Below are 12,974 nucleotides of genomic sequence, written 5' to 3'. Positions count from 1 at the left end.
TGCCGCATGGTCGAGCCTCCGAGGAGCCCTCCCGCCCCTTGGAAAAGACGCCGTCCGACGGCGCCGTTCAGCGCCGCGAGACCCGCATCGGCATGCCGCCGAGCGGCTGGATGGTGATGCGCTGGACCACCTCGGGCGCCGCGCCGCCGGCATAGTCGAAGCGCAGGCTGCGCAGCAGGCTGGCGAGCGCGATGACGCCCTCGTGCAGGGCGAAACCCGCGCCGATGCAGACCCGCGGGCCGATTCCGAAGGGCAGGTACTGGAAGCGGTCGATGGATTCCCGGTTGCCCGGCAGGAACCGGCTCGGGATGAAATGGTCGGGACGATCCCACAGCATCTCGTGGCGATGGATCAGCCACGGCATCACCAGCACCGTCGAGCCGGCGGGAATGTCGACGCCGCCGGTGCTGTCGGCTGCCAGTGCGGTGCGGTTCAGCGACGGCGCCGGCGGGTAGAGACGCAGAGCCTCCTCGAAAGCGGCGCGCGTGTGGACGAGCTTGTCGGCCCATTCGTTCGGGTCGGCCAGCGTCGGCAGCAGCGTGTCGAGCTCGGCCTCGACCAGCGCCCGCTCGTCCGGCGCCTGGCTGAGCAGATACAGCGTCCAGGTGAGCGAGCGGGCCGTGGTCTCGTGGCCGGCGCCGATGAAGGTGATGATATTGTCCTCTATCTCGCCCGAGGAGAGACCATCGGCCTTGACCAGCAGCGACAGGAGATCGTTCGGCGCGCCGTCCGGGTCGCGCTCGATCTGCACGCGGCGGCGAGCGATGGTGTCGGCGATCAGGCTGCGGAAATAGAGCATCGACTTGCGACCCCTCAGCCGCCTGAGACGGGGCAGGAAGGCCGGGGCGCCGAGCAGGTCGAGCGGATCGATCCGGCCCATCGAGCCGAGGAAGTTCTGGGTCGAGCGAGCAAAAGCCTCGGGCTCGCTGGCGATGTCGTCGGAGAACAGCGTCGCCTGGAGAATGTCGAAGGTCAGCAGCGTCATCTCGTGCGCGGCGTCGGTGACCGTGCCTTCCATTCCTGCCAGGCGATCGGCGGCACGGCGCGAGCGCACTTCCATCGCATCGGTGAAGCCGGCGATATGGCGCGGCGTGAAGACAGGGGCGATCGCCTTGCGGGTGCGGCGCCAGAGCGGCCCTTCGGCGGTCAGCAGGCCATCGCGCAGGAGCGGGCGCAGGAGGCGCTGGCGCAGCGGCTGCATGACGTAGTTGCGGGCATTGTCGACCATGCAGTGGCGCACGCCCGCCGGGTCGTTGATGACGATGTTCGGCACGCCGAGCCAGCTGCCGCGGATATAGGGCTCCTTGAACGCGCGGGTGCCCCAGATCTCGAGCGGGTTGCGCGTCGCGGTCCGCAGGAAGCCGGCAAAGCCGAGCGGCGTCGCGTGCGGCACCGGGGCGGGGGCGCGAAACGGCCGGGCGATCGGGTCGATGGGATTGTCCATGGCACGGGGTCCTTGCGTTCCCCCGCATATGGGCGTCGCTTCGCCGCGCGTCGAGAATGCCGGGCCCGCGTCAGCCAGCCGGACGACCCGTTCGCCTTTCAAAAGCCCCTGCGACACTCTATATACGGCGCACGCGAGAGGCGATTCGTCGCGGCTTGCCGCGCCTGTCCGAACCCAAGGAACATCATGTCCGCTGCGAACGAAACCAACCCCCGCGCCGAATCCGACTACGGTGCCGATTCGATCAAGGTGCTCAAGGGTTTGGATGCCGTTCGCAAGCGTCCCGGCATGTATATCGGCGACACCGACGACGGCTCCGGCCTGCACCACATGGTCTACGAGGTGCTGGACAACTCGATCGATGAGGCGCTCGCCGGCCACGCCACCGGCGTCACGGTCACGCTGAACCCCGACGGGTCCTGCACGGTGACCGACAACGGCCGCGGCATCCCGACGGATATCCACACCGGCGAAGGCGTGTCGGCGGCCGAGGTCATCATGACCCAGCTGCATGCCGGCGGTAAGTTCGACCAGAATTCCTACAAGGTCTCCGGCGGCCTGCACGGCGTCGGCATCTCGGTCGTGAACGCGCTGTCGGTCTGGCTGAAGATGACGATCAAGCGCCAGGGCAAGATTCACGAGATGTCCTTCACCGAAGGCGTGCCCGACGCGCCGCTGAAGGCGATCGGCGATTCCGGCGGCGAAACCGGCACGACCATCACCTTCCTGCCCTCGACATCCACCTTCACCGGCGTCACCGATTTCGACTACGCGACGCTGGAGCACCGGTTGCGCGAGCTTGCCTTCCTGAACTCGGGCGTGCGCATCGTCCTCTCCGACCGGCGCCACGCCGACGAGAAGCGCACGGAGCTGTTCTACGAGGGCGGCCTGAAGGCCTTCGTCGAGTATCTCGACCGCGCCCGCAAGCCTCTGATCAGCGAGCCGATCGTGTTGCACGGCGAGAAGGACGGCATCGTCGTCGAGGCGGCGCTTTGGTGGAACGACAGCTATAACGAGAACGTCCTCTGCTTCACCAACAACATCCCGCAGCGGGATGGCGGCACCCACATGGCCGGGTTCCGCGGCGCGCTGACGCGCCAGGTCACCGGCTATGCCGAGGCCTCCGGCATCCTGAAGAAGGAAAAGGTCTCGCTCACCGGCGACGACAGCCGCGAGGGCCTCTCCTGCGTCCTGTCGGTGAAGGTGCCGGACCCGAAATTTTCCTCGCAGACCAAGGACAAGCTGGTCTCCTCCGAGGTCCGGCCGGTGGTCGAGAGCCTCGTCAACGAGACGCTGTCCAGCTGGTTCGAAGAGCATCCGCAGGAAGCCAAGATCGTCATCGGCAAGGTGGTCGAGGCCGCTTCCGCGCGCGAGGCCGCCCGCAAGGCGCGCGAGCTGACGCGGCGCAAGGGTGCGCTCGACATCACCTCGCTGCCGGGCAAGCTCGCCGACTGCCAGGAGCGCGATCCCGCCAAGTCCGAGATCTTCATCGTCGAGGGTGATTCCGCCGGCGGTTCGGCCAAGGGTGCGCGGTCGCGCCAGAACCAGGCGATCCTGCCGCTCAGGGGCAAGATCCTCAACGTCGAGCGGGCACGCTTCGACCGCATGCTCGGCTCGGACCAGATCGGCACGCTGATCACCGCGCTTGGCACTTCGATCGGCAAGGACGAATTCAACGCCGACAAGCTGCGCTACCACAAGATCATCATCATGACCGACGCCGACGTCGACGGCGCCCATATCCGCACCCTGCTGCTCACCTTCTTCTTCCGGCAGATGCCGGAGCTGATCGAGCGTGGCCATGTCTTCATCGCCCAGCCGCCGCTCTACAAGGTCACGCGCGGCAAGCAGAGCCAGTACCTGAAGAACGAGAAGGCGCTGGAGAACTACCTGATCGAAGGCGGGCTCGACGACGCCTCGCTGACGCTGGAAACCGGCGAAGTACGGGTCGGCCGCGACCTGCGCGCCGTGGTCGACGACGCGCTGCAGCTGCGCCAGGTGATGGCCGGGCTGCATTCGCGCTACGACCGCAGCGCGGTCGAGCAGGCCGCGATCTGCGGCGCTCTAACGGCGGAAATCGCCGAGGACCCGGCACAGGCGCCGGCGATGGCGAAGCGGATCGCCGAGCGGCTCGACCTCGTCGCCGACGAGACCGAGCGCGGCTGGACGGGCGAATCCGTCGACGGCGGCTACCGCTTCACCCGGACGGTGCGCGGCGTGACCGAGGCGCAGACGCTCGACGCGGCGCTGATCAATTCCGGCGATGCGCTGCAGCTCAACCGACTCGCCGGGCGACTGGCGGAAATCTATGACGGCATGCCGGTGCTGCGCCGCAAGGAGACCGAGCGGCCGCTGGCCGGGCCGCTGGAGCTGCTGCTGGCCGTGTTCGAAGTCGGCCGCAAGGGCATCGCGACGCAGCGCTACAAGGGCCTCGGCGAGATGAACCCGGAGCAGCTGTGGGAGACGACGCTCGACCCGGACGCCCGCACGCTGGTGCGGGTGAAGATCAACGACGCCACCGACGCCGACCAGCTGTTCTCGCGGCTGATGGGCGACGAGGTCGAGCCGCGGCGCGAATTCATCCAGGAGAACGCCCTGTCGGTCGCCAATCTCGACATCTGAGCCTGGTGTTGTAGCGAGGCCGTGAACCCCGACTCAAACGGGGTGGGTGTCGGACTCAGATCCCGAAGAACCCTGACTCGCGTGCCGCTGGTTGCACGAAGCCTTGCCGAAGGGTCAGGCCACCTTGTGCAGAGCATGTTTCTCCAAGACGTCGCGGATCGTTTTGAGAAGTGTCCGGTCCGCTCGTGAGGGAAGCGGGCGCCGAAGTGATGAAATGGTGTTCCGCTTTAGGCGGTTTGCGGTCCGTCCGCGTCTGGGTCAGAGCGCGGAAAAGCGGACGGTCGTGGGCCTATGCATGCCCTCGGGTGCCTGATCAGGTAGTGCTTTGGTTTCAGCCTCATCCAGACGTCGACGTCGAGCCCGGGAACCGCGCTCCGGGGTATCTTGAACCTGGCCATGTTCCTTACTCGGGGCAGCCAACATGCGGCGTTCGCGGCTGACTTGGAACGCGTTTGCCTAATCCACGGTGAAAGCAACCGCGTCGTAGCATCGCAGAACCAGATGGGCATCTTGCGACGATCCCGATCGGAGCCAGATCCCAAGGTCATTGCACGTGGGACGCCGACACGCGGTCTGTTCGATAGCAGGAAGACAGACGCGACTGGGTGTTCGAGACAATAAGGCGCTCGGTCGCGCTTCGGCATGGTAAGTCATGCCAGGAGCATGAGGATGCTGCTCCGCTCTACCCGTGCACGGCGGTGAGCGGAGTAGCACCACGGAGTGGCCTACATCGTCTATCTCTCTATGATTGGAGGGCTTCGACTTCGTAGTTCTTCGCCCAGGCGTTCAGCTCACCCGGAAATATGTCATGAACGAGAAAGAAGCGGTCCCAAAACGGCGTCTCGCGCAGCTTCTCGCAAAAGAGCTGGTAGCTGTGATGATCCTTTGACTCGATCATCCATATATCGCTGATCTTGGCCGTATAGAACTCAACGTCGTACCACTTGAGCCGGACCCGTCCCTTAAACTCATCGAGGATGGGCTGGAAGGTCTCGCGGGCGTGCGCCAGTCGAGTTTCGAACGTAAAACCCAGCCATTCCGGCGAGGTCTTGACCATGAAGAACGTTGTGAGGGCGGCTTCGAACTGGGTGGGATGGGTATCCATGATGCGTCCTTGCTTCGTTGATTGACGCCCAGAAAGATGCGAGCATACGCTCACCTTAGCTACTCGCATTGGCTCTCGTGACCGCACAGCCCCAAGATCAGCGCACCCGCCCACGCAAACAGCCAAGGCAGGCGCGCGCGCAGCACACCGTGAACGCGATCATCGAAGCCTCTGCTCGCATTTTAGAGGAGCAGGGGCATGGTGGCTTCACTACGAACGCGGTGGCTGAACTGGCCGGCGCCAGTATCGGCACGCTCTACCAGTACTTTCCCGACAAGGATGCGCTGCTCGGCGCGCTGATCGCCCGCGAAACATCCCGCCTTGTCGAGGAAGTCGAGGCTGCAAGCATGGTAGCTACCGGACGGGGGGCTCTCGATGGTGTCATCGAAGCCGCTGTTCGACACCAGGTGCGTCGCCCTCGCCTGGCACGGTTGCTCGATTTCGAGGAAGCGCGCTTACCGCTCGATGCCGACACGCAGCTTGTAAGGGCGAAGATCGTGACGCTCTTGGCAGACATTCTCAGCCGGCCGGACCTTCCTCAACAGTCCGACATGCCGTCCGCCACGGGCGACGTTCTGGCGATCATCCGAGGAATGCTCGATGCCGCTGGCGAACGGGGCGAGGAGGGACAAGCGCCGCTCATAGTGCGGGTTCGTCGCGCCGTGCTTGGATATCTGTCGATGCCCGACAGCGTCGAGGCTTGACCGCTATTCATCAAACCCAAGAATGCGCGCTGATCCAGCGTTCCCGATTAAGAACGTAGAACGGGAAAGCTGGTGACGGCAGCGCCGGCCCGCGGAAGGTAGCTTTCGCTTTCCCAAATCTGTTCCCGATTTAAGATTCCCGAAATCGTCAAATTCGATGGGAAAACGGGAAAGATGCTGATCGGCTACGCGCGGGTCTCGACGGCCGATCAGGACCTGGCGCTGCAAACCGACGCGCTGACCAAGGCAGGGTGCGAGAAGCTGTTCACCGACAAGGCGAGCGGGGCGAAGGTCGACCGGCCGGGCTTTCCTGCCCGAACCGGGTGACGCCGTCCCGCGTCACGACACGGTCGAAGCGCGGGATCATCAGCATGCCGTCACGGTGTTTCAGGGGGCGCCCGACCGTCTTTTGCCTGCTAGACCACGTCGCCGTCACCTCGCTGCGGGAACGCCTTACGGAGGAACACGGGATGACAGAGGGCCAGTACCGAACCTGTCCCGGCTGCGGTCTGACTACCTCATGGACGTGAGGAAGGTTTCGGGGCGATGGGGGTCTGATATCGGGGGCTGATCCCTTGCCACTCTCTTGACCCCAGGAACACGCCGAAGGGGCGTACCCCGTAGACGATGCCGTTTCCGTCGGAACCCTTGTCGTCAAATCAGCCGACTCAGCAGTTGACCCACGACCACAGTCAACGCCAGCAAAATCACCATAACAAGGGCATCCGCTGACCACTTGATGACACATTTTAAGTAAATTCGGACCCATCCGTATCTGAAGAATGTCAGAACTCCGACATCGTAGTAGCCAACCGCTCCCGAACGCTTGGTGGCGTCAAAGTAATTCTTGCGCACCAGCTCCAGGCCTTCCGCGCGAACGACCTGCCAGTTCTGACGCAGTCGCTCCAGTTCCGGATAATAGCCTGGATCGAGAACCGCGTTCGAGCCGCGCTTCAGCGTAGTTATGTATAGTATGCAATCTGACGGAGTGAAGATTGACCAGCCTTTGCGACGGTATTCATTGAAGTTCTCATAAATAACCATGCCTCGGAAGACGTATACGTATGTCACGGTTGTGGCTGAAATCATAAGTACGGCGACGAGAGTTGGCATGACTTGTCCTCGGTAGACATCCTCGGACGACCGTGGGGGCGATGCGTTGCGGCAGCATTACGTGATTAAACCTCTGAGATTCCGACGACGGGTCCGGAAGAGGACCAGACGGAAGACAGAAACGGCGGGTTTCCGCGGTGCGTTTGGCCGTAGCCGCTCGCGGCGTTCGTTCCGCAGCCATTGACGGATTCCTATGACTGTAAACAGGCGACCGCGACCGGTCGCGCGGCAGCATTACATTATCCCGAACCCTCCCCGTAATGCTGCTGCAACCCACGCGGGCGAAGACGCAGTGATGCGTCGCGCCGTTACCCGATGGCGATGCAACGGCCATCCAAAAGTAAATTCGCGTGGGCGGACGGACGGTGACGCGTTCGACACTGTCGACATCCCGTGATTCGCTCTCGCCCCGGCACTCCGGGATAGGGTGTCGTTTGTGCAGGATCGCCGGGGCGAGAGAGGACGAGACACGGGGGAAGATGTTCCACCAACGGCGCGGGAGACCCACGTGCAATTGACGGCTACACGGACCACCAGCACCAGCGCCGAGACGACGCCCACGTTGAACGGACTGCGCACGGGCGTGGGGAAAGACAAATGAGACTTCTAATCGTAGAGGACGAGAGGGAACTGGCGGTCGCGCTGGCGGCTGCGCTCGCGAAACGCGGCGTCGTCACCGACCACACGATCAATCTCGCCGACGCCTTCGAATTGACGCTACAGAATGACTACGACGCCATCCTTCTGGACCGTCGTCTCCCCGATGGCGAAGGGCTGACGTTGGTTCCGAAGCTGAGGCGGTCGGGGCGAGACACGCCGATCATCATCATGACCGCACGGAACGAACCACTCGAGCGGGTCAAGGGCCTGGACATGGGCGCCGATGACTACATCGGCAAGCCGTTCCTCGTTGAGGAATTGTTGGCGCGCGTGCGTGCAGTCCTTCGACGTCCCGTGAACCTCGCGGAGCCGGCCATCATGGCCGGACGCATGGTGATTGATCCGCTGAATCTGAACGTTGCGATAGGCTCGACGCCGTTCGCCCTTCCCAGGCGCGAACTTCTGATCCTCGTGGCGCTCGCGAAGCGGAAGAACAAGACGGTACTCCGCTCGACGCTGGAAGGGGCGGTCTACAACTACGAGCAAGAAATACAGTCGAACGCGGTTGATGCGCACATTTCGCGCCTGCGGAAACGGCTAGCGGACGCCGGGTCAGGCGTCGCAATTCACAGCATTAGGGGCGTCGGTTATCTCCTGAAGGAAGAACATCGTGGTGGCAGCTAAATCGAACCCCTCGCTTTGGTGGAAGTTGAGCTGGCAACTCAGCCTGGTCATCGTTGCCGTTGTCGCCGCGGTCATGCTTGGGCTCTGCGTCTGGGCCGCCACGATAATGTCGCCGAACATCGCAATGGAGGATGTCGTGGGTTCAGCGATAGCGGGAGCCGCATCCCGGGATGGCCGGGGAGTATTGGAGCTAAAGGAAACACCGGAGCTAAGAGAGCTGAAGGAGCAGAACGGCTCGCTTTGGTATGTCGCCGCCTCGCCGGACGGTGCGTCCGTGTCTTTTGGTCCGATCCCGTCGGCCTACGCCGAACTCGCTCATCTGGTTCACCTGTTCGATGACGCGGACATACGCGGATCCGCTTTGACCGACGAGGTCGCGACGATCGACAGTGCCGACACGGCGGTGGGTGAGGTTCGGATCCTTTTCGGTGGCGTGGCTGACAGGGGTTCGCCTTTTCTCGCCCTTTTGGCTAGGTCCTATCCGATCTATGCCTCTTTGCTCGCAGTCGCTCTGCCCGCCATCTTCCTCGCCGTTCCGAGGATAGTCCGCCACGCGCTCTCTCGGGTGAGCGATGTTGCCGAGCGAGCAGCTCGAATCGAGCCGCGCCGGCACGACACCCGCCTTCCCGTGGACGGTATCCCTGCGGAGGTCTCTCCACTGGTCACGGCCTTCAACGGAACCCTCGACCGTCTGGAAATCGAGGCCAGGAAGCGTGAACGCTTCCTCGTTGACGCCGCCCATGAGCTTAGAACACCGATCGCGATCATGCAGACCCGGATCGAAGGAATGTCCGAGGGGCCCGAGCGCAGGCGCTTGCTAGACGATGTCGCTCGCCTGGCGGACACCGCCGAGCAGTTGCTGGATTTCGAGCGCAATGATCAGGCGACGGAGTTGGGCGACCTCGTGGATCTGGTGGAGATTGCCCGCACAGCAGTGGCTGACCTCGCGCCTATCGCCATTGCCGCCGGTTACCAGATTTCCTTCCACAGCGACGTGGAAATGCTGGAACGTGACGGAAACGCCCCAGCATTGGGGCGGGCAGTCAGCAACCTTATTCGCAACGCAATCGATCACGGTGAAGGCAAGGGAGAGATCGCAGTTTCGGTTTCGACGGATGGCGCGGTCGCCGTCACTGACCAAGGACCCGGCATACCCGTTGAACATCAGGAACTGGTTTTCGAGCCATTCTACCGAGTGACACCGAAAAGCCGGGGCGCCGGGCTCGGCCTGAGCCTGGTCAAGCAGATCGCCGCGAACCACGGCGGGCACGTGACCATGGAAAGCGACCGACAGGGCACGAGAGTCTCCATCCTCCTTTGAGGCGGGATCCACGTCGCCACGGTTTCATCAGCGGCGGTCCTCGGTGCGTGCCCACCAGCTTTCATAACGGTCTGCCTCGTAATGCTGCGGCAATCCGTGGGGCCGAGTGTCCTTCCAACATCAATGTTGGAGATCAGCGACGGTGCAGATCAAACCCCTTCGAATTCATTCAGCCCCCAACCGCTCGCCGAAGCGTGTTCTTCCCATTCTTCCCGTACTGGTAGTTGCTATGACGGCGGCGGGATGCACTTCGGTGCCGATGAAGGAAAGCGGGACGCTCACTTCGTATAGCAGTCTGGGGCCCGCCAAAGGCAAGTTGAGCGAGAAGCAACGTCTTTATGTCGATGGCCAGCACTTGTCGCGAGTGAAGACAGTCCGGATCGTCCCGACCAGTTTCACCTTTATCGCCGCAAACAGGGTCAAATCGGAGAGCGACCGTTCGCTGGTGGCAAACGCGCTCGATCGGGCCTTGTGCGTCGCGCTGAGCGACAAGTATCGAATGGTGCGGCACGACCAACGCGCGGATCTGACAGTCCGCTCCGTAGTCACCGACATAGTGCTTACGAACAAGGACGTGGCAGCCGCCGCGACCGTCGTTAGCGTTGGTGGCGGCTTTGCTATCCCGGACAACATTCCGATCATCGGTGTGCCCCGCATACCATTTGGCTTGGGAGGTCTCGCCGTCGAGGCGGAAGCTTTGGACGGTCAGAACATCCAGCGCGCCGCAATGATGTGGACACGCGGGGCGAACTTCATACAGGACAAGCCCCGTTATTCCGAAGTGGGTGATGCCTATGGTCACGCCGCCAAGTTTGCGAGCGATTTTTCGCAGCTATTGATCACCGGGAGAGAGCCGAGGATGTTCGACGTTTCAGTTCCTGCGTGGCACCAGGTACAATCCTGGTTCGGGGGCAAGCCGAAATACGCGGCGTGCGAGACGTTCGGCCGGGCGCCAGGTGTGATGGGCGCCGTGGCGACCAAGTTCGGACTCCCCCCGCAGTGGACGGACAAGAAACCCAAGGCTCTCGCTTCACGATAACAGAGACATCCCTTTCGCCCGGCGGCGCGCCACCTCATCGCTACCTATCGACCCATGCGCCGATCCGGTAGCTCCACTCCCCTTCTAAAGTTGCTGCCGGGGCCGGAGCTTTCGAACCTGCTCTACGCAGCCATACTCTCCCGAGAACTACGCGACGCGCGTCGTGAGGCAGGCGGCGCGCTCGGCGTCGGTCCTTCGAAAGATCGCTTGACGGCACGCGGGTGGCCCCGCGACGACCCAAGCGCACAAGCGCACAAGTCCGGCTATTGCCGATCGCGGCGACGTTCCCAGGAGGGCCGCCATCCTTGCGCCTGTGACGTGTTCCGCGTCGAAGCTCTCGACTTCGGACATCGTAAACCTCCACCCACGCCCCTCCCTTCGCCCCGGCAGAAGCCCCGTCCTCGCCACGTGGAGGACGGCCTCCGGATGCATTCCCAAGCGGCCGGCGGCCTCCTGAAGGGTTAGCCCATCTTCCGCCTTCCGAGCGGCCCGCACCAATCCGTCCGCCAGCACCAGCACTCCGGAAAGCACTTTCATTTTCCTCGGGATGCCGACGACGGGCAGCTCGGAAGCCACAATTCTGCGAACCAGTTCGGCGACAGGGATGCCGAATTTGCGGTACGCCTCCCGCAGCGAAATGCAGCCGCTGGGAGTGACTTCGACGGTCGGTGCTTCGCCGCATACGCTTTCGAGCAGGCGTGCAATGTCGCCTTCCCTGAACCGCTCGTTCCCGTGCCCGTCGTCGATCGCCGCGACCAGCCCAGGTCGATAAGACCGCGGAAAGAGATCTTGCCGACCCCGAGCACGCTTCGCGCGGTGTGTGCGTTCAAACGTCTCGTGTGCTCCTCCCGCAGTCGCTCCGTGTCTATACCCGGCTTCTCGGGACGGCCAGCGATCACCGAAGCGAGGTTGCAGAAGCTACGGGAGGTTGGGCACTCTGAGGGGTTCATTGAGGTCGTGCGGTGGGCCGGGGCCCGAAAGGCATGGCAGGTCCGCTTCGATGAGAGCGGTAAGGTGCATCCAGACTTCCCGATCGGCGGTTGGACTCCCATGCCGGGGTTTGTGCGTTGATAAGGAAGGATCTGCTCCATCACTGCGTGCCTGCTTGTATCGGTATCGGAATTCGCACCCGAAGCGGCTCGATCTAGCTACGACTAGATGCCAACACGGCGATCTTCAGGCTGGTCGGTCCAATCGCTTGCGGATTATGCTTTTGGGGAGTCTTTGTGCTTGTGTATTCTGCCCAATTAGCTGCAGGAATTCTGCAAGCACTGATTTCTAATAGCTCGGCGGAAGCGTAATCAGAATTCGCCACAGTGCCTGCAAGTGATTTCACCTCTGGTGCAGGTGACGCGTCGGCTGAACGCGATGAGGCTCACCAATAGACCATCCAGCCTTCGTCGATCTCATTGCGCCGGGGAGCACTGAGACCGTAGCTGCGCGTTCTCCGAGTAATCCGGGAACTTACCCGTGTCCCTGGATCGGGCGGCAGCCCTGATGATCGCCTTCCTGCGAGCCGCTGCGATTTCGCACGCCGCTGCTCGGACCGCCACCGCGATGACAGGCCGTCAGAAGCGATCAGGCGTACTTTTCGAAACGGAACATCCCGCCGTCAGATACCAGATCTAGGTCGGCCGGATGGCGCGGGTCCGGGTGGCGCGGGTTGAAGTACTCGACGATCTTGAAGCCGCAGACATTGACGTAAAAATGGATGTTGCGCTTCTCGAAATAGGGCGTGTGGGTCGTCCAGACCTTCGTCTGCGGGTAGCGCTCTTCGATCGCTCGCCAGGTCTTTCGCCCGATGCCGTGCCCGAACTCACCGACACGGACGAACAAGAGATCGAGCGAATTCCTCTGCGTGTCGAGATCGATCGAGACGACGGCCCCGCCGACCCATCGTCCGTTCTCGAGAATGCGATGCACGACCGCATTCGGCGCCTCAAGGGACGCCGTGACATCCGAGTCGGAGGGGATCGATCCGTCAAAGACGGACCCGAACTCTTCCACGACGGCGACCGCGAAAGCCTCCTGAAGATCTTTGCGGAAACGCGGCAGATCGGCGTCGGTCGCGACGTCGAGATGAACATGGCTGTTCCTGAGGGAAGCGGTCATCGTGGGTCTCTTGCTGCCAAAGGGGCTGGGCCTTCGCGCCCATGGGAACGGATCCCTTGTGACGGGACCCGATGGAATGGATGCGGCGGCAGCGGCGCACGCATCACTGCAACCGGAATGGTGCGTCAAAGCGTGCGTGGCCGTCGTCCCGTAGATGGCAGGTGGCGAGATTTGCAAACATCATCATGAACAACCCGAAGACAGTGCAGAAAATGAAGAAGTTCCGGAAA

Annotated in this window: 10 protein-coding genes; 6 read left to right on the top strand and 4 right to left on the bottom strand. The window is 62.9% G+C overall.

Translation table 11 applies throughout. From position 1 onward, the window contains the following. Positions 1 to 67: 67 nt before the first annotated feature. Positions 68 to 1,444, bottom strand: coding sequence for a cytochrome P450 (locus GGR03_RS22170; protein WP_183210957.1), 1,377 nt, complete (start codon positions 1,442 to 1,444; stop codon positions 68 to 70). Between the two features lie 186 nt (positions 1,445 to 1,630). On the opposite strand from GGR03_RS22170, the gene gyrB reads away from it, so the two are divergent. Beyond that, positions 1,631 to 4,066 (top strand): DNA topoisomerase (ATP-hydrolyzing) subunit B, encoded by a 2,436-nt coding sequence (gene gyrB, locus GGR03_RS22165; RefSeq protein WP_183210956.1) that lies wholly within the window; start codon positions 1,631 to 1,633, stop codon positions 4,064 to 4,066. Between the two features lie 742 nt (positions 4,067 to 4,808). Here gyrB and GGR03_RS22160 read toward each other — a convergent pair. Further along, positions 4,809 to 5,171 carry a darcynin family protein gene (locus GGR03_RS22160; RefSeq protein WP_183210955.1) on the bottom strand — a complete coding sequence of 121 codons (363 nt, stop codon included), beginning with the start codon at positions 5,169 to 5,171 and terminating at the stop codon, positions 4,809 to 4,811. A gap of 149 nt (positions 5,172 to 5,320) precedes the next feature. On the opposite strand from GGR03_RS22160, the gene GGR03_RS22155 reads away from it, so the two are divergent. After that, positions 5,321 to 5,875 carry a TetR/AcrR family transcriptional regulator gene (locus tag GGR03_RS22155; protein ID WP_252920330.1) on the top strand — a complete coding sequence of 185 codons (555 nt, stop codon included), beginning with the start codon at positions 5,321 to 5,323 and terminating at the stop codon, positions 5,873 to 5,875. A 174-nt stretch (positions 5,876 to 6,049) separates the two neighbouring features. Further along, positions 6,050 to 6,202: a recombinase family protein gene (locus GGR03_RS22150; RefSeq protein ID WP_425486732.1), complete on the top strand. Its 153-nt coding sequence runs from the start codon at positions 6,050 to 6,052 to the stop codon at positions 6,200 to 6,202. Between the two features lie 327 nt (positions 6,203 to 6,529). On the opposite strand, the gene GGR03_RS22145 is transcribed toward GGR03_RS22150, so the two are convergent. Next, positions 6,530 to 6,988, bottom strand: a complete 459-nt coding sequence (locus GGR03_RS22145) for a hypothetical protein (RefSeq protein WP_183210953.1) — start codon at positions 6,986 to 6,988, stop codon at positions 6,530 to 6,532. A gap of 597 nt (positions 6,989 to 7,585) precedes the next feature. Here GGR03_RS22145 and GGR03_RS22140 point away from each other — a divergent pair. The 3 genes from GGR03_RS22140 (at position 7,586) to GGR03_RS22130 (ending at position 10,632) form a co-directional block, all read left to right on the top strand. Further along, on the top strand, positions 7,586 to 8,272 hold the full coding sequence (locus GGR03_RS22140) for a response regulator transcription factor (RefSeq protein WP_183210952.1): 687 nt from the start codon (positions 7,586 to 7,588) through the stop codon (positions 8,270 to 8,272). Beyond that, positions 8,259 to 9,593 carry a sensor histidine kinase gene (locus GGR03_RS22135; protein WP_418884997.1) on the top strand — a complete coding sequence of 445 codons (1,335 nt, stop codon included), beginning with the start codon at positions 8,259 to 8,261 and terminating at the stop codon, positions 9,591 to 9,593. The genes GGR03_RS22140 and GGR03_RS22135 overlap by 14 nt, the downstream gene beginning before the upstream one ends. Before the next feature lie 229 nt (positions 9,594 to 9,822). After that, positions 9,823 to 10,632 (top strand): DUF3313 domain-containing protein, encoded by an 810-nt coding sequence (locus tag GGR03_RS22130; RefSeq protein WP_183211091.1) that lies wholly within the window; start codon positions 9,823 to 9,825, stop codon positions 10,630 to 10,632. Between the two features lie 1,578 nt (positions 10,633 to 12,210). Here the strand turns inward: GGR03_RS22130 and GGR03_RS22125 are convergent. Beyond that, complete coding sequence (locus GGR03_RS22125) at positions 12,211 to 12,744, bottom strand: GNAT family N-acetyltransferase (protein WP_183210951.1); 534 nt, start codon at positions 12,742 to 12,744, stop codon at positions 12,211 to 12,213. Between the last annotated feature and the right edge of the window lie 230 nt (positions 12,745 to 12,974).

Origin of the sequence: Aurantimonas endophytica (assembly GCF_014196845.1) — a bacterium.
In the GTDB taxonomy this organism is placed as follows: Bacteria; Pseudomonadota; Alphaproteobacteria; order Rhizobiales; family Rhizobiaceae; genus Aurantimonas; species Aurantimonas endophytica.
This window is presented reverse-complemented; position numbering and strand designations above follow the sequence as displayed.

Bases quoted from the DNA above. Each gene is read 5' to 3' on its own strand.
- GGR03_RS22170 (WP_183210957.1), bottom strand. From the start codon at position 1,444: ATGGACAATCCCATCGACCCGATCGCCCGGCCGTTTCGCGCCCCCGCC.
- GGR03_RS22145 (WP_183210953.1), bottom strand. From the start codon at position 6,988: ATGCCAACTCTCGTCGCCGTACTTATGATTTCAGCCACAACCGTGACA.
- GGR03_RS22150 (WP_425486732.1), top strand. From the start codon at position 6,050: ATGCTGATCGGCTACGCGCGGGTCTCGACGGCCGATCAGGACCTGGCG.
- GGR03_RS22125 (WP_183210951.1), bottom strand. From the start codon at position 12,744: ATGACCGCTTCCCTCAGGAACAGCCATGTTCATCTCGACGTCGCGACC.
- GGR03_RS22140 (WP_183210952.1), top strand. From the start codon at position 7,586: ATGAGACTTCTAATCGTAGAGGACGAGAGGGAACTGGCGGTCGCGCTG.
- GGR03_RS22160 (WP_183210955.1), bottom strand. From the start codon at position 5,171: ATGGATACCCATCCCACCCAGTTCGAAGCCGCCCTCACAACGTTCTTC.
- GGR03_RS22130 (WP_183211091.1), top strand. From the start codon at position 9,823: ATGACGGCGGCGGGATGCACTTCGGTGCCGATGAAGGAAAGCGGGACG.
- gyrB (WP_183210956.1), top strand. From the start codon at position 1,631: ATGTCCGCTGCGAACGAAACCAACCCCCGCGCCGAATCCGACTACGGT.